Source organism: Prevotella sp. TF12-30 (genome assembly GCF_003436715.1).
GTDB lineage: Bacteria > Bacteroidota > Bacteroidia > Bacteroidales > Bacteroidaceae > Prevotella > Prevotella copri_A.
Genome location: NZ_QSQJ01000025.1, coordinates 25,422 through 45,585, shown reverse-complemented (window position 1 = coordinate 45,585; position 20,164 = coordinate 25,422). Strand labels below are relative to the sequence as shown.

The following is a 20,164-nucleotide window of genomic DNA, read 5'->3' as shown; positions in this document are numbered from 1 at the left end:
CACCAAAAGTTTTTTAGAAAAAGACACATTTTTTTGCTTTTTACGTAAGTATATTCTGCAGCACATACGTACCAAAGGCAAAATAAAACGAAATTTTAAACATCAAAACCTACAAGAAAGATGAAGAAACAGCTTTTAGTTTTGCCGATGTTGTGCTTGGCAGCAAGCCCATCGCTTCAGGTTTCTGCAGCGGAGACGCTCTGCATGAGCATCCAGCAGCAAAAGGGCAATACCATACAGGGTATTGTAGTTGACCAAAACGGTGAGCCTGTCATCGGCGCATCGGTAAGAGTGAAAGGTAGCAAGAATGGTACCGTCACCGATATCGATGGCAAGTTTACACTCACTAACGCCAATGGAAATGTAGAGATTTCATATATTGGCTACAAGACTCAGACCCTCAAGAATCCTAAGGGTGGCAATCTCAAGATTACACTCTCTGAGGATAACAATGCCTTACAGGATGTTGTGGTAGTAGGTTACGGTCAGCAGAAGAAGGCCTCCCTTACCTCTGCCATCACCCAGATCAAGGGTGAGGAAGTATTCAAGGACCGCTCCGTTTCTTCTACAGCCGTAGCCCTTCAGGGTGAGATTCCCGGTTTGACCGTTACCCGTACCTCTACCCGTCCGGGTGCCGAGGGTGCAGCCTTCAAGATTCGTGGTGATATTTCCATCAACGGCAACTCCTCTCCACTCATCATCATTGATGGTGTTACGGGTTCCATCGACGAGTTGAACTCTATGAACGGCAACGATATTGAGAACATCTCCGTATTGAAGGATGCTTCTGCAGCCATCTACGGTTCACGTGCTGCCAGCGGCGTTATCCTTGTTACCACCAAGCGTGGCAAGGAGGGCAAGGCACAGATTTCCTATCATGGTTCCTTCAGCCGTACCATCGATGGTATCCAGTCGCCATTGACCAACACTAGCGAATGGCTGGATATGTTCTACGAGGCTCAGTATAACGATGCCAAGGTTAATTCCGGCGCTACAGATCCTGAGACTATCCACAAGAACATCAACTGGTGGATATTCAACAGCTTCGGTGGTCCAACACTCGACGAGACCGATATCGACCCAGAGACTGGTAACCCTACCGTCTATAAGGGTGAAAAACTCTTCAATGCGCTCCGTGCAGGAAAGATACTGACTCTGCGCAATGGTAACAAGATAGAGCGCTGGGATACCAACCAGAATATGATGGATGCCCTCTACGGACAAGCTAATTCGCAGAAGCACAATGTCAACATCTCGGGTGCAGACCAGCGATTCGGCTACAACCTCTCCCTGGGATATGAGAGCGCACAATCACAGCTGAAACCAGCTTACGACGGTCAACGCAAGTGGAGTGCCCGACTCAACTCCGACTACAAGGCAACAGAAGACTTGAAGTTTTCTACCAATATCGCCTACGAGAAGCGTCATCGTCAGACTCCTTCACAAGACCTGGGACAGGGATGGATGGACCAGTGGTTCTGGCCTATCTACAATGAGAACGGCGACCCATACGATACCTTCTCTGGAAGCAGAAATCCTATCGGCGGTTTGCTCAATGGTGGTACCTATCACTACTATCTTACCACCTTGCGTGGCAACGTGCAGGGAACTTACGACTTCCACAAGCTGCTCAAGGGACTGACCCTGACTGGTAACGCTGCCTACAAGATGGTAGAAGAGAACAGTCAGCATACCTATTATAAGGTGCAGTATTACGACTGGGTTGGTACTCCTACAGGTAACAAGAAGAGTCCTGGCAGCATGGATCAGGTTAACAAACGTTGGGAGAACATGAACCTCAGCGCCATGCTCAACTATAAGAACACCTTTGCCAACGTACACAACGTGGCAGCCATGCTGGGTATGACCGCAGAACAGGAAACCTACAAAGGTCTCTCCGCATCCAGAAACAAGGGACCTCTCTTCGAGGGTTCAGGTCTGGAAGACTTGGATATGTTCCAGGGTGGCGACAACAATGGCGCAGGCGGTGGAAAGAATTCATGGGGATTGGTATCTTACATTACCCGTCTGAACTACGATTACGACAATCGCTATGCTGTCGAGTTTCTGGGCCGCCGAGATGGTTCATCCAAGCTGGCAACCAACCAGCGCTGGAAAAACTTCTACTCAGTATCAGGCTACTGGCGCATCTCTGGCGAGAAGTGGATGAAGAGCCTTACCTGGCTCAACGACCTGAAGCTGCGCTACAACTATGGTAAGACGGGTAGCGTGGAAGGCATCGGCAACTACGAGCGTTATGCAACACTCTCTACCGGCAGCACCATCCTCGGTATCAATCCTAGCGCACATACCACCATGTGGTTGGGCGGTATGACCAGCGACCAGCGTAGTTGGGAGACCATCGAGAGCCATAACTTCGGTCTCGACTTCACCCTGCTGAATAACCGCTTGAGTGGATCGTTCGATTACTTCATCAAGAACAATACGGGTATGTTTATCAGCGTAGAGTATCCTCAGGTACTCGGAGCCAGCGCCCCTAAGGTAAACGATGGTAAGTTCGGTGCCCGCGGTTGGGAGTTTGCCCTCAACTGGCGCGACAAGATTGGCGAAGTGAAGTACAATGTTGGCTTCAACCTTGCAGATGCCCGCTCTGAGGTGAAGAAACTCACCAACAACGAGAATGTGCCAAACGCAGGTTTGAACTCCAACAGACTGATAGGCAAGCCTCGCAATTCCATCTACGTATATAAGACCGACGGACTGTTCCAGAATCAGGCAGAAGTAGATGCATACTACGATAAATATTATTGGAACGCTGACCACACAGGTCCAAAGGAAGGCAACATCCTCCCAGCTCCCGGTAAGCAGAAGACCAATACCCTCCGTCCTGGAGCCCGCAAGGTGGTTGACCTCGATGGTGATGGTGTCATCACCCGTGATGATATTTACTATGCAGGCGATGCAGGCCCACGTCTCTCCTTCGGTATCAAGGGAGGCTTGGAGTGGAAGGGTATCGACTTCAACATGTTCTTCCAGGGCATCGGCAAGCAGAAGATTCTGCGCACAGGTAATATGTATGCACCATGGGTTGTAAACTATACAAGACAGAATGTATCCTTCATGGGCAAGATGTGGAGCGAGGAAAACCCGAATGCCGAATATGCCATAGCCTCTCGCGACGCGGCCTTCAATAGGTGGAACTATCAGAACAAGGACGTGAGCGTACAGAACAACAAGTACATCCGTCTGAAGTCACTCGTTGTAGGCTATACCCTGCCAAAGGCATGGACCTCAAAGGCTGGCATCAACAAGCTGAGAGTTTACTTCTCTGGCGATGACCTCTGGGAGTGGACCAAGGTAAAGGATGGATACGATCCAGAATATGGTGAGGCATCCAACAATACCTTCCCATTCAGCCGCCAGATTACATTCGGTGTCGACTTGACGTTCTAAAGTGAAGAAAAGAAACAATTATTTTAAAAGGAAACAATTATGAAATCAAATATAACAAAATTGTTGATGGCATCAGCACTCGTAGCAGGCATGACCTCCTGTAGCGACTTCCTCGAAAAGGAACCTCTATCAGCAGCTACCGAAGCCATCGCATTCAAGAATGCAACCCAGTTCCAGCAGGCTGCCGACCGCTTTGTTGACCTGATGGGTGGTTGGGACTACAATAAGTGGGACGGCGGTACCGACATCACAGGTCTCGGTTCCAATGGCGGCGGTTCTGCTCCAGAGAGCAGCGGAAACTGGAACGACAACTACAAGAACATCCGCCAATACAACATCCTGCTGAAAAAGGCAGATGAATACACCGGCGACAAGAAAGCCATCAATGCCTCGGTAGGTACAGCCTACTTCTTCCGTGGCATGGCTTACTTCGAACTGTTGCAGCACTTTGGCGGTGTACCTGTCATCGACCATGTACTCGATGTAAACGACGAGGCACTCTATGGTCCTAGAAAGAGCCGCTACGAGGTATTCAACTTCCTGGTAGCCGACCTCCGCAAAGCCATCGAACTTCTCCCTAAGGAGACTGCCATCGCTGCTGCCGACAAGGGACGCATCAGCAAGGAGGCTGCTCAGGCTTACCTGGGAAGAGTACTTCTCTATGAGGCAACTTGGGAGAAATACGTACCAACCATCAACTACGACCTGGATGGTGACGGCACCGAGAAGGGTGCAGGTACAGCCAAGCCTCAGGGTTATCCATCTGTTACCGACATGCTGACCGAATCAAAGAACATGTCGAAGGCGGTGATGGACGAGGCAAAGAACAATGGCACTTATGCCCTCTGGAACGAGTGCGACTCGCTGAGTTACTACTACCTCTTTAATATAGACGACAAGGGTGGCAACGTATCCAACCCTTGGGGAAAGGGAAAGAGCACCAACAAGGAGTTCATCATCTACAAGAAATATGACTACGACTTGAAGCGCGTGGGCAAGAACATCGGTCATACCGTACAGACCTGGCAGGGCGTGGGCATCAGCACCCAGTTTGGCGAGTCATTCCTCTGCCGCAACGGATTGCCTATCCGCATCAGTTACACAGGCGACATGAAGGACGCCCAGAACAACCCAGAGTTTGAGGGATGGGGAACCTTTGCAGGCGAGTACCACAACCGCGACTACCGATTCGTAGGCAGCACCTGGTGTCCTGACCGTGTAAGCTGGGGCAACCGCCCGGAATACAGCACTCCTCATACTGAGGCTGACGGCAAACCTTATCCAGAGCCATTGATTGTAAAGAACAATGATGAATACGACTCGTCAGATCCTGCTTACTCCAGCGTTCGTGGTGTGTTCCATCCAAGTCTCCGTGGCAATACCACGTTCTATGGATACGGCTGCCGCAAGTACAATCCGGAAGGAACCCGTGCAGACAAGACGGAGTCACCTGATTGGCCTATCCTTCGCCTTGCCGAGGTATATCTAAACTATGCCGAGGCAACCTGCGAGCTGGGCAATGGTCTGATTTCTGATGCCGACCTTGACATCTCCATCAATCTGCTCCGCGACCGTGCCCGTGTAGCTCACCTCACCAATGCCCTCATCAAGGATGTATGGGATGCAGGATGGTGGGATTACAAGACCAACAAGACCGTCTGCCACAAGATGACCATGCTCGATGAGATTCGCCGTGAGCGTGCTTGCGAACTCTTCGGAGAAGGCTTCCGCATGAATGACCTGAAGCGTTGGGGTATCGCACAGATCAACCTCCGCGGACAGAAGCTGGGTCGCCACGTATTGAATACTGCTTACACCAACAACAAGTGTAACGACAACCAGTACTTCGGCGAGCCTTGCTACTACCCTGAGAAGTATCCTACCCAATATGGTTTGTATGATGAGAGTGCCGGCGTAAGCAAGGATGATCCAGACTATGGCCGCACCATCGCAGTACTCGCAGAGAACCTGCATTGGACCCAGCGCGACTATCTCGACGCCATCCCATTGCAGCAGATTCGTCTGAACCCTGCGTTGACACAGAACCCTGGCTGGTAAATTCACAACGCGACGAATGGAAAAATAAAAAAGCCCTAGAGAGAAAAGTCTCTAGGGTTAAGGGAATTCTTCGTTCAAAAGCATTGAACCTATGTTCAAAAGTTCTGAATACACATTCAATACTTATGAACGTACATTCAAAACTTTTGAACGGAGATTTTTATTCATAATAAAAACAAGTATATTATCCAAGAAATACTCTTTCTATATGAAAAAGATAATAACAACACTAATGCTGTGCCTCATCACCCTATCGATGACAGCCAAGGGGCATACGGCGGCGAATAACCGTCTGGTAATAGCCAAGGCTCCAGCCGGCATCGAACTCAAGAAAGACTTTGAGGTAAAAGCCCGCACCACTGGCGGTGAATGGCAAGATATCGACACCTACGCCTTCAAGGTAGATAGAGTGGCGAATGCCAAACACAACGCAGAAATCACCTCGGTGGCAAAGTTTGAATTCGAAGGTAAAGTTGAAATTCAGGTAAAGAGCATTGCTCAGGATATCAAAAGTTATAAGATTCGTCCGAATTCCTACGGAATAGAGGCTAAGCAAGAGGGCAACACGTTGACGTTCACACTCGACCGCCCCCGCTACCTCTCCGTAGAAATCAACGGCAACATCTACCAGAATCTCCAGATCTTCGCAGACAACATCCTGGAAAAGCCAAAGGTAAAGAAGAAGAAAGACCTGATGTATTTCGGACCGGGCGTTCACGATTTCAAGGGCGATTCCATCCACATTGCATCAGGCAAGACTGTTTTCATCGATAACGGAGCCGTCATCAAGGGTTGGTTATCCACCTATGGCTCTAGGGATGTAAAGATTCTCGGTCACGGCATCGTAATGCCGGGCCATCACGAGGGTATCATGGTGAGATACAGCAAGAACGTGTATATCGACGGTCCTCTCACCACCCAGTTGCCTATCGGCGGTAGCGATTCCGTGACCGTGAAGAATGCCAAGGTGATGAGCTGGTATGGCTGGGGCGATGGTTTCAACATCTTTGCCAGCAACAACATCTACCAGGAGCACCTCTTCGCCCGTACCAGCGACGACTGCTCTACCATCTACTGCACCCGCAAGAACTATCATGGCGGTTGCAGGAACATCACCATCAAGGATTTCGTGATGTGGGCAGACGTAGCTCACCCTATCATGATAGGTCTGCACAGCGAGACGCCTGAGAACGAGGAAATCAGCAATGTGCTCTATGATAACATCGACATCCTGGAGCACACCGAAAACCAGATAGACTATCAGGGTTGCATCGGCATCAACAATGGCGACAACATCCTGGTAAAGGGCGTTACCTTCCAGAACTTCCGCATCGAAAACATTCGCAAGGGTATGCTCTTCAACATGCGCGTATGCTTCAACAAGAAATACTGCTCTGCGCCAGGAAGAGGCATCGAGGATATTACCCTGCGCAATATCGCCTACACCGGAGAAGCTCCCAACATGGGCATCATCGCCGGTTACGACGAGAACCGCAAGGTGAAGAACATCCGCTTCGAGAACTTCACGATTAATGGTAAAGTGATTTCGGATGATATGCCGGGAAAGCCAAAGTGGTACAAGACAGCAGATATGGCAAATATCTACGTGAACGACCATGTGGATAACATCACATTCAGCAAATAATTCTACTTACAATCTACGTTGATATATAAAGAAAACGGCTGCCCCTTCAGTGATGAAGGAGCAGCCTTTATTGTATGATGCTATTACTATCTGAAAGACATCAAGCCTTTGCTTTCTTTAATCTGATAATCATCTGTATAAAACTTGGAATCATGATGCAGAGAGAGAAGCCTACGGCATAATATACGGTCTTCTCATCGCCATGGAAGAGGTCGATGAGCTTACCGTCGCTCTGCGGCATGATATTGGCAAGTACATACGCCATCGTATTGTTTACCCAGTGGAGCAGGATGCCCGGAACAAGACTGCCGGTGCGATAATACATCCATCCCAGGAGCAAGCCCATCAGAAGGGCATTGATAAACTGTGCCAGATTGGCATGAACAATTCCGAAGATGGCTGCAGAAATCATGATGGCTACCCAATGGTTCTTCTTGCTCATGATGCCCAGCAGGGTGCGGAGGATGGCTCCACGGAACACGACCTCTTCGGCAAGAGGCGCCAGGATGCCGATTGCTACATAGCCCCAAGGCTCCTTCATCAGCGAGGTGAATATCTGCTGGGTATTCTCATCCATCTCGATGCCCAGCTGTTCATAGAGGAACGACAGGGGGATGATGGTTCCCAGGGAGAACAATGCCACCCAGAGAAGTGTGCCCCAAGGCTTGGAAAGCAGATAACTGCGGGTAAGCGGCGTCCATTTCGTCTTCAGGAAGATGATGAGGGTGATGACACTGCTGAACACCTGAACAAGCGCCGTAAGAATGGCGTTACCGCCCGTACTTACTGCCTGAAGCGTTGCCTGATAACCTTCACCCTTGATGCCTGCCCAGATTCCAACACCGGCATACATCATGATGATTTGTACTACTATAAATATAATAAGGTAGAGGACCACATCCGTCAAACCTCTCTTTAAATTAATCTTTGCCATTGCTTTTATAGTTTATAATTAACTGTTTTATAGTTAATAGCATTCCTGCTATCATTCCACTTCCTTTTCGAAGAGATCCAGCACGGTCTGCTCATCCATCTTTAGTTGCGCCGCCAACTCCTCGGGACCATCAAACTTCCGTTCGCCCCTTATTCGCTTCACGAAGCCTACGAGCAGGAGCTGGTCGTAGATGTCGCCATCGAAATTGAAGATATGCGTCTCCAGCGTTATCTGCTTGCCATTGAAAGTAGGACGGTTGCCCACATTCATCATTCCCCGCTTCCATACCACCGAATTCTCCAGTCTTACCTTTACGGCATAGACGCCAGGAGCAGGAATCAGCTGTCCGAAGTGAGAGATGTCGAGATTGGCTGTAGGGAAACCGAGCTTTCTGCCTTCATGGAATCCGTTCACCACCTTTCCGATGATGGTATAAGGGAAACCGAGGCACTGGGCTGCCATCTCCACTTCTCCCTCTTTCAGGAAAGAGCGGATTACGGAAGAAGAGATATTGATGCCATCTATCTGGAAGGCCTCGTTCCGGATTACCTCGATGCCCATCTCCTTGCCATAGCGCACGTAATCATCGAAAGTCTCCTCGCGGTTGTGACCGAAGCGATGGTCATAACCGATGAAGAGTTTCCTTACGTTGAGATGGTCGTGGAGCACCTGCTGCATAAACTCTCTTGCCGACATGGCAGCCATCGCCTTGTCGAAATGCAGCACCACGGCGTTATCCACTTCCGTCTTCGAAAGCAGCAGCAGTTTGGAATCGAGCGTGCTCAGCATCTCCGGCTGATAATCCGCCTGCAAAACCTTGCGGGGATGCGCATCGAAGGTGATGACGGTGGATTGCAAGCCATCCTTTCGTGCTGTCTCTACGAGATGATGAATCAGGAACTGATGTCCACGATGCACCCCGTCGAAGAAACCGATGGTTGCCACACATGGCGGCAACTGCACGGTATCGTTATAATGTATTGTATTCATTCTATCTTCTCTTTGCTATCATTCTCTTAAAAGCTCTCCACAGCTCGCCCACCCAAAGTACAACGGAGGTTGAGCCGATGATGAGCAGCCACTCGTGGAGCGACAATGGTGTGGTGCGGAACATTTCGCCACCGAAGGTAACGATGATCCACTGACCCACCAATACCAGTACAAGCACCAGAATCATTCCCTTATCCTTCAGGAAATGGCGGAAGGCGGTGTGATGACTCATCAGCGCCTTGGCATTGAAGAGGTTCCAGAACTGGATCATCACGAAGGTGGTGAAGAACATGGTCAGTTCATGCACATCTACTCCACCCTTGCCTCTGCGCTCGCAGTAAACCAGCAGGGCAAACATCACAAGGAAGAAGACGATGCCACAGAACAGGATACCGAAACCGATACTCTTGTTGATGATGAAATCGGATGCCTTGCGTGGTTTCTCCTTCATCACCTCGTGAGATGGAGGCAATGAGGCAAGTGCCAAGGCTGCGAAGGTATCCATGATAAGGTTCACCCAGAGAATCTGGGTTACCGTCAACGGCATTTCAGTTCCGATGACAGATCCGCCAAGCACCAGCAAGAGGGCTGCCACGTTTACTACCAACTGGAAGAAGAGGAAGCGCTGCAGATTGCGATAGAGCGAGCGTCCCCACATCACGGCGTTGGCGATAGACTTGAAGGAATCATCGAGCAGGGTCATATCCGAAGCCTCTTTTGCCACGGAAGTTCCCGAACCCAGCGACAAGCCCACGTGGGCATAGTGAAGCGCCGGAGCATCGTTGGTACCGTCGCCTGTTACGGCAACCACTTCGCCTCGCTTCTGGAGCATCGCCACCAGTCGCTGCTTATCGGTAGGACGGGCACGGCTCATCACTCGGATATCCTTTGCCCGTTCGTAAGCCTCTTCATCAGAAAGAGCCTCCCACTGTTCACCCGTAATCATCTGCTGGTCGAGCGAGGTCAGAGAGCCATCTGCTCCGATATTCTCAGGTTCATCTTCGAAGACACCTATCTGCTTGCCTATCTCCAAGGCGGTGGCAGCCGTATCACCCGTAACCACCTTTACTTCGATACCCGCATGGCGGCACTCCTGCACGGCAGCAGGAACATCCGGACGGATAGGATCGGCAATGGCTGCAATGGCCTGCAACTGAAGGTCATTGGCATCGAGAAGTGCTACCACTTCGGCAGTAGAGGTTCTGGAGGTTCTCATGATAGAAGTTTCTATCTTCTTATAGGCGAACGCCAGGGTTCTCATTGCCTTATGCTGCCACTCGTCGAGTTCTTCGGCAGTCTGTTTCAGCATTCTATCTTCGATGATGCATTTCTTCATCACGATTTCAGGCGCACCCTTCACGAAGAGATAGGTCTCGCCATCAACTTCTGCCAAGGTTGCCATCATCTTTCTCTCGGTAGAGAAAGGCAACTGCTTGAGCACGTTCACCTGCTTGCGGAGTTCTTCATAATCCTTACCATGGGCATCGAGCCAGAGCAGGAGAGCCGACTCGGTAGGGTTTCCGATAGGTTTGCCGTCATTCAACTCGGCTGTAGAGTTGAGGGCGATGGCAGTATCGAGCAGCGCCTCATCGCCCTGCTTGAGTTCCAGGGCGCTCACCTGCATCTTGTTCTGGGTAAGCGTACCGGTTTTATCGGTACAGATCACGGTAACGGCACCCATGGTTTCGCAGGCATGGAGCTTGCGCACCAGATTGTTCGACTTCAGCATCCTTCGCATGTTGAGCGCCAGAGAAAGGGTAATCGCCATCGGCAATCCCTCAGGCACCGCCATCACAATCAGGGTAACAGCCATCATGAAGTATTTCAGCACGATTTCTGCCATATAAAAATAATCCTTGCCGCCCCATGCCGGGTTGGTGAGGATATCGTGAATCAGGAAGATGAAGAAGGCTGCCACAGATACCACGGAGCCTACCTTGGAAATCATTTTTGCCAACTTATCGAGCTGCATGTGAAGCGGTGTCTCCACCGAAGTCTGTTCGGTAGATTTCTTCGCCACCTTACCAATCTCGGTAGCATCGCCCACGGCAGTAACCACGAACTCGCCCCTGCCATTCATCACCATGGTAGAACGGAGGATGACGTTGCGTGGATAGGCTCCATCACCACCGCCTTCCAGAGCTTTCTCGGTAATGGGCTCGCCCGTCAGGGTAGATTCATTCATCTGCAGGTCGTTGCAGACGATGAGTTCGCCATCGGCAGGCACCTCGTCACCCACTTCCACGAGTACCACATCTCCCACCACCACATCGTGGCGCGGAATCTCCATCACCTTACCATTGCGGCGCACCTTTACCGGCTGCTCTTCGCTGAGCGCCGTAAGCAGATTAAACTTCTTAGCCGCATCGCGCTCAAAGTAGAAGCCCACGGTGGTAGCCAGGAAAACAGCCACGAAGATACCGATGGTCTCCATGAAATTCTTTTCGATGAAAGCGAGGATAAGGGAAACGAAAGCCGCCACAAGGAGTATCTGGATAATCGGATCGCGATACTTATCCAAATACAGTTTCCATAATGAGGTACGTTGAGGAGGGGTGAGCACGTTTTTGCCATGCTGTTCCCTACTCTGTTTTACTTGTTCGTCGGTAAGACCGATTCTTTTGTTTTTGTCTATGTCCATTTCTGAATAGAAATACTTTTCTTTTGTACGATTAATAAGTACATACGCACGTGTGCGCACATAATTTGGTGCAAAGATACGCTATTTTTCTGATTCAAGGAAAATTTTTAAGATTTTATTTGGTTATTTGCCTAAAATCTAGTATCTTTGCACTCGAATTTGATAAAAATTCAATGGACTTGTAGCTCAGTTGGTTAGAGCAACAGACTCATAATCTGGAGGTCCTAGGTTCAAGCCCTAGCTGGTCCACTTTGAAAATCAAGCAGTTAAGCTATTTTTGCTTAACTGCTTTTTTCGTTGCTGGTTTGCTTGAATTTGGTCTATTTGTTTTTGCGTAAACAAAAAAAACATTAAGAGGGCAACTGGAGCTTTTGCAACCAAGTTGCAGAAACCTTTTCGTAATTTTGCAACCGAAATAGAAAAAGGAACTGAATGTTCCGGGGTATATAGAACTAAAAGTATTGCAAAATTATGGAAGAAATGAAACTTTCTCACGAACATCATCATGAATGCCATTGTGAAGATTCTCACGAACATCATCATGAGCACAATCATGACTACTCATGCTCCACAGAAGAACATGAGCACCAGGGGTGCGGTTGCCACCACCATCATCATCATGAAGAAGGCGGTTTGAAATCCAAACTCATTCTTATCGGTGTAACTGTTATTCTCCTGATAACAGCCGTTTTAATCGAAAAGGAATACAGTCTGGCTACCTGGCAGTTACTCCTCGTCTATCTCATTCCTTATTTATTAATAGGACACGAGACACTGGGCGAAGCTGCAGAAGGCATTGCCAAGGGCGATATGTTTAACGAAAACTTTCTGATGGCTATTGCAACCATCGGAGCACTTTGCATCGGATTCTTTCCTGGATCAGACACAGAATTTCCGGAGGCAGTCTTCGTGATGCTCTTCTTTCAGGTGGGCGAACTCTTCGAAGGATATGCGGAAGGAAAGAGCCGCGACAGTATTTCGCATCTGATGAATATCCGACCGGATGTAGCGAATGTTGAAAGAAACGGAAAGGTAGAGATCGTTTCTCCTGAAGATGTAAAGATTGGAGAAACGATTGTAATCCGTCCGGGAGAGAAAGTGCCTCTGGATGGCGTTGTCATTGAGGGCAATTCAGCCTTGAATACTGTTGCCCTGACGGGAGAAAGTATGCCACGGGATTTGAACGAAGGCGATACTATCATGTCTGGATGCATCAACCTGTCGGGAGTGGTTCGTGTACGCACCACCAAGAGTTTTGGCGAAAGTACCGTATCCAAGATTATTTCTCTGGTAGAGAGTGCAGACAAGAACAAGTCGAAAAGCGAGGCTTTCATCACCCGTTTCGCCCGAGTCTATACTCCTATCGTTGTTTTCGCAGCCATTGCCCTGGCTTTTATTCCTCCATTCCTGGCAGCAACAGGAATCGTAGGTGAAGGAACCTTTGGCGAGAACTTCCCATTATGGCTCAACCGCGCCCTGATATTCCTGGTGGTTTCCTGCCCATGCGCTCTGGTCATCAGCGTGCCCCTCACCTTCTTTGGCGGCATCGGTGGAGCATCCCGGAATGGTATTCTCATCAAGGGCAGCAACTATATGGATGCTTTAGCCAAGGTGGGAACCGTAGTGTTCGACAAGACGGGTACCTTGACCCACGGAGAGTTTGCCGTAGCAGCTGTTCATGCAGACGCTTCCTGCCCAGACCATTCATCCCATGATGCAGATAATGTACATATTGGCGAATATTCTGACAAGGAGAAAATCCTGCTTCATCTGGCAGCTCATGCTGAACATTTCACTACCCACCCTATCGGAGCAGCCCTGCGTACTGCCTTCCCTCAAGAAGCAACGGATGGCTGCGAGGTGACCGATGTAGAGGAGATTGCAGGACAGGGTATCCGTGCCAAAGTGAACGGCAAGGTGGTTTGCGTGGGCAACAAGAAGATGATGGAAAGCATCGGTGCCCAATGGCACGACTGCAACCAGGTGGGAACCATCATCCACGTCGCCATTGATGGCAAGTACGCGGGACATATTGTGATCAACGACACCCTTAAGGGAGGAAGCGCCCATGCCATCAGAGAGCTGAAAGAACTGGGAGTAGAGAAAACGGTAATGCTGACGGGCGACCGCAGAGAAGTGGGAGAAGATGTTGCCCACAAACTGGGACTGGACGAATGCCGCGCAGAACTGCTGCCAACCGACAAGGTTTCGCATGTAGAACAACTGCTGAAGACAAAACCGGCAGGCAAGACGCTCGCTTACGTAGGCGACGGTATCAACGATGCCCCTGTATTGAAACGTGCCGATGTGGGCATTGCCATGGGTGGACTTGGAAGCGATGCAGCCATCGAAGCTGCCGATGTAGTACTGATGGATGATGACCCTAGAAAGATTGCCCTTGCCGTGAAGATAGCCAGAAGAACCATTCATATCGCTCACGAGAACGTGATATTTGCCATCGGAGTGAAGGTTGCCGTACTGATTCTCGCCACCATTGGTCTCGGCACCATGTGGATGGCTGTCTTTGCCGATGTAGGTGTTACGGTACTGGCTGTATTGAACGCCATGAGAAGTTTGGGTAAAAATCGTCTTTTTTATCGTTAAATACCAAAATAAGTTGTATCTTTGCAACCGAATTGTAATATACAATACTGAATGGTTATGTATAAAAAAGACATTTTGACTATGAATAAGATTATCAACCTCATCTTCGTGCTCTGCTGCTTCTGCGGCATTGCACAGGCTCAGCCTCAACGCCCTAAGCTCGTTGTAGGCATCGTTATCGACCAGATGCGATGGGATTATCTCTATCGCTACTACGCCCGCTACGGCGAAGGCGGATTCAAGAGAATGCTCGGAGAAGGATTCAGCGTAGAGAACTGCAAGATTCCTTATATCCCTTCGGTTACAGCCATCGGCCACTCTTCTATCTGGACCGGTTCCGTGCCTTCTATCCACGGAATCGCTGGCAATAACTTCGTGAAGGATGGAAAGGTTGTGTACTGTACTGCTGATGATACCGTGAACCCTGTGGGTTCAGACAGCAAAGCTGGCAAGATGTCGCCTCGCAATCTGTGGGTAACCACCATCGGCGATGAACTTCGTCTGGCTACCAACAACCGCTCTAAGGTGATTGGTGTAGCCTTGAAAGACAGAGCTTCCATCCTCCCTGCGGGTCATCACGCCAATGGCGCTTTCTGGTTTGATGACAAGTCGGGCAAGTTCATCACCAGTACTTTCTATATGGATAAGTTGCCTGAGTGGGTGAACAAGTTCAACAAGCAGAAACTCCCAAACAAGTATCTTTCCAAGAAATGGGAGACGCTCTACCCTATCGATTCCTACAAGGAGAGCACCAGCGATGACAACAACTACGAGAATGGAATTGTTGAAGGCGAAAAGGCAGTATTGCCACTCGACCTGCCTACCTTATATAAAAAGCATGGTTACAAGATTCTCCGCAACACTCCATTCGGCTGCAACCTGACCTTCGATATTGCCAAGGCTGCCATCGCGGGCGAGAACCTGGGTAGAAACACAGATACTGACCTGCTGACCATCAGCTGTTCAAGCACCGATTACATCGGTCATCAGGTGGGCGTAAACGCTATCGAAACAGAGGATTGCTATCTTAGATTAGATAAGGCTTTGGCAGATTTCTTCGCTTATCTCGACCAGACCGTGGGCAAGGGAAATTATCTCACTGTCCTCACCGCCGACCATGGAGGCGTGAACAACGCCACCTTCCTACAGGACCAGCGAATCCCTGCCGGCATCTGGAACAAAAAGGGATTGGTAGAAGAGCTGAATCAGATTCTGAAGGCTAAGTTCAATACCGACAAGGACCTCGTGAAAACCATCATGAACTACCAGGTGTTCTTCAACACAGATATCATCGAAGAACTTGGTTTGGATTACGCAGCCATCAAGCAGGCAGTGGTAGATAGATTGAAGAAAGACAAGGATGTGCACTATGCCTTCGACATGGAGAAAACCTCTATCGAGAGCATCCCTGAAGAGCTGAAGTTCCGTGCCATCAACGGTTACAACCGTGAGCGCAGCGGAGGTGTTCAGATTGTACTGAAACCAGGTCACTACGAATATTACAGCAGCAAGGGAACTACCCACGGAGCATGGAATCCATACGATATCCATATTCCTTGCCTGTTTATGGGTTGGGGCATTCAGCACGGCGAGAGCGCCCAGCCTCACTATATGACGGATATTGCCGCTACCGTATGTGCCCTGCTACATATTCAGGCACCTAACGGCTGCATCGGCACACCGATATTTTGAAAAAAGTAAATGCTAAAAAATAAAGGCTAGGTTTTCCTGTTTCGGGAACCTAGCCTTTATTATTTTTTCACCAAAAGAAGAAAGTCGTCTTTTTACAATAGAGACGCTACTCGCTTTCAGCAGGAATTATTCTTCATTCATGATTTCCATATATTCCTCGTAGGAAATATATCTGCCACCCATCGACTTGAGATGCGGGGTTTCCAACTGGCAATCTATCATCTTGCCTCCATGCTCCTGCAGATAACGGGCCAGGAAGATGAGGGCTATCTTAGAGCCTGACGGAACCTTGGAGAACATGCTCTCGCCAATGAAGACCTTGCCGATGGTGACGCCATAAAGTCCGCCCACCAGTTCACCGGTTTCATTATCCCATACCTCCACGCTTGCCGCAAAGCCCTGCTCATGAAGGGCGGTGAATGCCTGGATGATGTTTTCATCCAACCAGGCACCATCTTCCTCGTAACGGCCATTGGTCTTGCTACAGGCACGAATCACAGCATCGAAATCCTCGTTGATTCCCACGCTGTACCTGTTCTTTCTCAGCAAGGTTCTCATGGAATGGCTGATGTGGATTTCATCCGGGAAGATGACGAAGCGCTTCATCGGACAGAACCAGAGTATCTCCGGCTGGTCGCGAAAGCTATACCAGGGAAAGATGCCGTTGCTGTAAGCCAGCAGCAGGCGGTCGATGCTCAAGTCGCCACCTATCGCAAAACATCCGTCTTCATCGCCGTAATGCGGATCGGGAAAATAAATCTCTTCCGCATTTTCATCTATCTGTAATATCATCGCTTTCTAACAATTAATCACCAATTCCTTACCATCGAAATCTACGCAGCCCTTGCCTGCCTTCTTGAGCTTGCCGAAGAGCAGAGCCTTCATCAGGATAGGCTTCAGGCGGTTGCCGATGACACGATCCATCTCGCGGGCACCATATTCCTTGGTGAAGCCCCACTCCAAAATCTTCTCTCTTGCCGCATCGGTAAGCGTAATAGAAACTCCCTTTGCTGCCAACTTTGCATCGAGCTGACGAAGCTTCTTGGCTAGAATCAGTTCTGCCATGTGCTTATCCATATCGTTGAACACCACAGTGTCGGAAAGTCGGTTGATGAACTCTGGCTTGAAGGTCTTCTTCACCTGTGCCAGCATCGCCTCGCCACGGGTTACATTACCGCCGAAACCTACACTTGCCTGGGATGCATACTGCGCTCCGGCATTGGAAGTCATCACGAGGATTACGTTGCGGAAGTCTGCCTTCTGACCCTTGTTATCGGTTAATCGGGCATAGTCCATCACCTGCAGCAGGATGTTGTAGATGTCGCTATGCGCCTTCTCAATCTCATCGAGCAGGAGCACGCAGTTTGGTGTCTTGCGGATGGCATCGGTCAGAAGACCGCCATCTTCATAACCCACGTATCCGGCAGGCGAACCGATGAGTTTAGCCACGGTATGCTTCTCGGTGTATTCACTCATATCGAAACGCACCAACTCGATGCCGAGTTCCTTTGCCAGGACACGAACCACCTCGGTTTTACCTACGCCCGTAGGACCCACGAAGAGCAGCGAAGCCATCGGCTTGTCATCATCCACCAGTCCAGCCTTCGCCATCATCACAGCCTCAACCACCTTATCCACAGCCTTGTCCTGACCATAGATCTTGTCGAGTATGCGCTGGCGGAGCGTAGCCAGAGAATCATTGTTCTCATCCTTGATGGCAGCCGCATCTATCTTGCAGACCTTGGTGAGAATCTGCTGGATAATCGCCTTGGTAACGTAAGAACGCTGGCGATATTCCACAGGATGCACCTCCAGATAAGCACCCGCCTCATCCATCAGGTCGATGGCCTTATCAGGCAGACAGCGGTTGCTGATATATTTGGCACTGGCACGAACGGCATACTCCAGGGCGTCCTTGCGATAAGTTACGTTGTGGAACTTATTGTATTTATACTGCAAGCCCTCCAGGATTCTGATAGCCTCCTCCTCGGTAGGTTCCTTGATATCTATCTGCTGGAACCGGCGCACGATGCCCTTGCTCTGAGCCATGTAGCGGTTGAATTCCTCATAGGTGGTGGAACCAATGAATCGGATGTCGCCAGCCTCCAGATATTGCTTCAGCATATTGGAAGCATCCGGTCCGCCATCAGAGCCACGACCGGCACCTATCATATTATGAATCTCATCAATGTAGATGATGGTGTTGCCTTCCTTCACGGCTCCTTCCATCACCATCTTGATGCGCTTTTCAAAGTCGCCACGATACTGGGCACCGGCAAGCATCTGTCCCATATCCATACCGTAAATGCGTGCGCCCTTGAGGCGCTCGGGTACCTGATTCTCGTTGATGAGCTTGGCGAGACCATAAACCAGGGCGGTCTTACCTACGCCCGGTTCACCGATATGAAGCGGATTGTTCTTCTCTGCACGGCAGAGCACCTGGATGGTTCTATCCAGTTCCTGCTCTCTGCCGATGAGCGGATTGTGCTCCTCTACCTGATCAGAGATGCAGGTAACCAACTGATGCCAATCCTGAGGCTGTCGGCTTCTGCCATCCTCCTCGTCTTCATCATAATCGTTATCATAGTCATCCTCATCGTAGCCATCACCCATCATCAGGGTTTCATCACCTGGTTCATTTTCCAGCGGATAATAGCTATCCACACTCGCCAGGAATTCGCCCTGTCGGTCTCCTACGTTCTTACACAACAGGAAAGCGGCTTCTGAGTTCTGCAAGCCAAACATCGCCTGCACGAAATGAGGCACATTCACGAGTTTTCTATCTGCGGCTGCAGCCAGGGCGCACGCCGTTCCAAACATAGTCTTGAAGAGTGATGATGGTTCTGGCAGGAACTTGATGTTTTCAGGCACACGTTCCTGCTTGGCGAGCCATCCCACCAAGTCCTCATGCATCTTGATGCTATCCACACCTTCCTCCTGCAAAGCCTGGCAGAAGGCATATTGGCGGAGCAATGACAGAAGCATGTGCTCGGGCATCACGAACTCGTGGTCGAAAAACCGGGCCTGCTTCATGGCATCGTCCATCAAGACACTCATATATCGGGTTAATCCCATACTATCCATTCTATATTTTCCTTTCTTTATTCTGGCATATAAGTGAGCTTCAGCGGATACTTCTGCGTACGGGCTTTCTCCATCGCTTTCTCCACCTTGCTCTTGGCGATGTCATAGCTGTAGGTTCCCACCACGGCTTTCTCCTCATGGTGAACCTTGAGCATGATTGCTTCAGCCTCAGCCTGCGACTTGAAGAAGATGGATTCGAGGATTTCTACCACGAAGTCCATCGGTGTAAAGTCATCATTAAACATCACCACCACGTAACGCCCCGGCTCCTTGAGCCTGGTTTTCTGGCGTTCACGAATTGCTGTCTGTTCTTGAGCCATATCTTAATTATTACTTTGTATAAGCATTGGTAATCTCCACTACGTAAACATCGTGGAATCCACCCTTGGCACCATACCACTGCAGAAGATCCTTATCGAGAAACTTCTCGGCAGTCATACTGTCCTTATAAAGTTTGCGACATTCCAGTGTGAGTCGTGACTGCTCGAAGCCGATGCAACCATTATCGGTCTCTACAGGAGTCAATCCTGTTTCCTTTACCTTATCGAAATCACGTCCGCTCTTGGATCCGCAGAAGTTATATATCTTTCGAGCCTCCTCGCTATTGCCGAGGAAAGAGAGGGTCATGAATTCATTCTCCTCAATGATGCCGTGGGTGTAGCGTTCCGGACGGATAAATACCACAGCCACCGGCTTGTTCCAGAGCCATCCCAGGCAACCCCAAGAGGCAGTCATCATATTGAACTTATCCTTGTTGCCGGCGCAAACCAGCATCCACTCCTTACCAATAGTCTCGAAGACATTATCATTCAGTTCTTTTACGTTGATTTTCTCCATTTTATCTTTTCCTTTCTCTGTATATTTTAATTAATGAAATAATGCAGCATTCAACAAAAGCCATGCCAATTCATCGCCTAACACCGCATATCACCTGCAAAGATACAAGAATAATCTGAAAAACACCCGAAAAACAGACTAAACAATCGGTATAATTGGCGGAAAATACATTTTTTAACCCACATTCCGCCAAGTATACGCTTATAATTGGCGAAAAACGCCTTTTTTACCCCTTTTCCGCCAAGTATAGCAAGCCAACCACTCT

At 49.4% G+C, this 20,164-nt stretch carries 12 protein-coding genes and 1 tRNA gene; 6 read left to right on the top strand and 7 right to left on the bottom strand.

The features are described from left to right. Window positions 1-120: 120 nt before the first annotated feature. The 3 genes from DXD25_RS10355 to DXD25_RS10345 all read left to right on the top strand — a co-directional run bounded on the left by DXD25_RS10355 (window position 121) and on the right by DXD25_RS10345 (window position 7,117). Complete coding sequence (locus tag DXD25_RS10355) at window positions 121-3,414, top strand: TonB-dependent receptor (RefSeq protein WP_117663433.1); 3,294 nt, start codon at window positions 121-123, stop codon at window positions 3,412-3,414. Window positions 3,415-3,453: 39 nt separating this feature from the next. Continuing rightward, the gene (locus DXD25_RS10350; RefSeq protein WP_117663432.1) at window positions 3,454-5,472 is read left to right on the top strand and encodes a RagB/SusD family nutrient uptake outer membrane protein; all 2,019 of its coding nucleotides are present in this window, start codon (window positions 3,454-3,456) and stop codon (window positions 5,470-5,472) included. A gap of 208 nt (window positions 5,473-5,680) precedes the next feature. Further along, window positions 5,681-7,117, top strand: a complete 1,437-nt coding sequence (locus tag DXD25_RS10345) for a glycosyl hydrolase family 28 protein (protein WP_117663431.1) — start codon at window positions 5,681-5,683, stop codon at window positions 7,115-7,117. Between the two features lie 100 nt (window positions 7,118-7,217). Here DXD25_RS10345 and DXD25_RS10340 read toward each other — a convergent pair whose 3' ends face one another. Genes DXD25_RS10340 through DXD25_RS10330 form a run of 3 tightly spaced genes read right to left on the bottom strand, consistent with a single transcriptional unit; the run spans window position 7,218 to window position 11,682 of the window. Next, window positions 7,218-8,051, bottom strand: coding sequence for a CPBP family intramembrane glutamic endopeptidase (locus DXD25_RS10340; RefSeq protein WP_117663430.1), 834 nt, complete (start codon window positions 8,049-8,051; stop codon window positions 7,218-7,220). A gap of 51 nt (window positions 8,052-8,102) precedes the next feature. Then, window positions 8,103-9,041 carry a bifunctional riboflavin kinase/FAD synthetase gene (locus DXD25_RS10335; protein WP_117663429.1) on the bottom strand — a complete coding sequence of 313 codons (939 nt, stop codon included), beginning with the start codon at window positions 9,039-9,041 and terminating at the stop codon, window positions 8,103-8,105. 1 nt (window position 9,042) lies between these two features. Next, window positions 9,043-11,682, bottom strand: a complete 2,640-nt coding sequence (locus tag DXD25_RS10330) for a calcium-translocating P-type ATPase, PMCA-type (protein WP_117663428.1) — start codon at window positions 11,680-11,682, stop codon at window positions 9,043-9,045. 175 nt (window positions 11,683-11,857) lie between these two features. Between DXD25_RS10330 and DXD25_RS10325 the strand changes: the two genes are divergently transcribed. The 3 genes from DXD25_RS10325 to pafA all read left to right on the top strand — a co-directional run bounded on the left by DXD25_RS10325 (window position 11,858) and on the right by pafA (window position 15,978). Continuing rightward, window positions 11,858-11,931: transfer RNA gene (locus tag DXD25_RS10325), tRNA-Ile, on the top strand. Window positions 11,932-12,315: 384 nt separating this feature from the next. After that, on the top strand, window positions 12,316-14,286 hold the full coding sequence (locus tag DXD25_RS10315) for a heavy metal translocating P-type ATPase (RefSeq protein WP_117663426.1): 1,971 nt from the start codon (window positions 12,316-12,318) through the stop codon (window positions 14,284-14,286). 81 nt (window positions 14,287-14,367) lie between these two features. Then, window positions 14,368-15,978, top strand: a complete 1,611-nt coding sequence (gene pafA / locus DXD25_RS10310; RefSeq protein ID WP_117663425.1) for an alkaline phosphatase PafA — start codon at window positions 14,368-14,370, stop codon at window positions 15,976-15,978. Between the two features lie 126 nt (window positions 15,979-16,104). Here pafA and aat read toward each other — a convergent pair whose 3' ends face one another. From aat to DXD25_RS10290, 4 genes are all read right to left on the bottom strand, one after another. Further along, the gene (gene aat, locus DXD25_RS10305; protein WP_117663424.1) at window positions 16,105-16,770 is read right to left on the bottom strand and encodes a leucyl/phenylalanyl-tRNA--protein transferase; all 666 of its coding nucleotides are present in this window, start codon (window positions 16,768-16,770) and stop codon (window positions 16,105-16,107) included. Window positions 16,771-16,776: 6 nt separating this feature from the next. Next, complete coding sequence (locus DXD25_RS10300; protein WP_370453416.1) at window positions 16,777-19,011, bottom strand: AAA family ATPase; 2,235 nt, start codon at window positions 19,009-19,011, stop codon at window positions 16,777-16,779. Between the two features lie 68 nt (window positions 19,012-19,079). Then, complete coding sequence (locus tag DXD25_RS10295; protein ID WP_117663422.1) at window positions 19,080-19,382, bottom strand: ATP-dependent Clp protease adaptor ClpS; 303 nt, start codon at window positions 19,380-19,382, stop codon at window positions 19,080-19,082. A gap of 10 nt (window positions 19,383-19,392) precedes the next feature. Next, window positions 19,393-19,899 carry a flavin reductase family protein gene (locus DXD25_RS10290; RefSeq protein ID WP_117663421.1) on the bottom strand — a complete coding sequence of 169 codons (507 nt, stop codon included), beginning with the start codon at window positions 19,897-19,899 and terminating at the stop codon, window positions 19,393-19,395. Window positions 19,900-20,164 lie beyond the last annotated feature (265 nt).

Coding starts and splice junctions, on each gene's coding strand:
- DXD25_RS10345 (WP_117663431.1), top strand. CDS start 5,681: ATGAAAAAGATAATAACAACACTAATGCTGTGCCTCATCACCCTATCG.
- DXD25_RS10330 (WP_117663428.1), bottom strand. CDS start 11,682: ATGGACATAGACAAAAACAAAAGAATCGGTCTTACCGACGAACAAGTA.
- aat (WP_117663424.1), bottom strand. CDS start 16,770: ATGATATTACAGATAGATGAAAATGCGGAAGAGATTTATTTTCCCGAT.
- DXD25_RS10300 (WP_370453416.1), bottom strand. CDS start 19,011: ATGAAGCAGGCCCGGTTTTTCGACCACGAGTTCGTGATGCCCGAGCAC.
- DXD25_RS10335 (WP_117663429.1), bottom strand. CDS start 9,041: ATGAATACAATACATTATAACGATACCGTGCAGTTGCCGCCATGTGTG.
- DXD25_RS10290 (WP_117663421.1), bottom strand. CDS start 19,899: ATGGAGAAAATCAACGTAAAAGAACTGAATGATAATGTCTTCGAGACT.
- DXD25_RS10350 (WP_117663432.1), top strand. CDS start 3,454: ATGAAATCAAATATAACAAAATTGTTGATGGCATCAGCACTCGTAGCA.
- DXD25_RS10340 (WP_117663430.1), bottom strand. CDS start 8,051: ATGGCAAAGATTAATTTAAAGAGAGGTTTGACGGATGTGGTCCTCTAC.
- DXD25_RS10295 (WP_117663422.1), bottom strand. CDS start 19,382: ATGGCTCAAGAACAGACAGCAATTCGTGAACGCCAGAAAACCAGGCTC.
- pafA (WP_117663425.1), top strand. CDS start 14,368: ATGAATAAGATTATCAACCTCATCTTCGTGCTCTGCTGCTTCTGCGGC.
- DXD25_RS10355 (WP_117663433.1), top strand. CDS start 121: ATGAAGAAACAGCTTTTAGTTTTGCCGATGTTGTGCTTGGCAGCAAGC.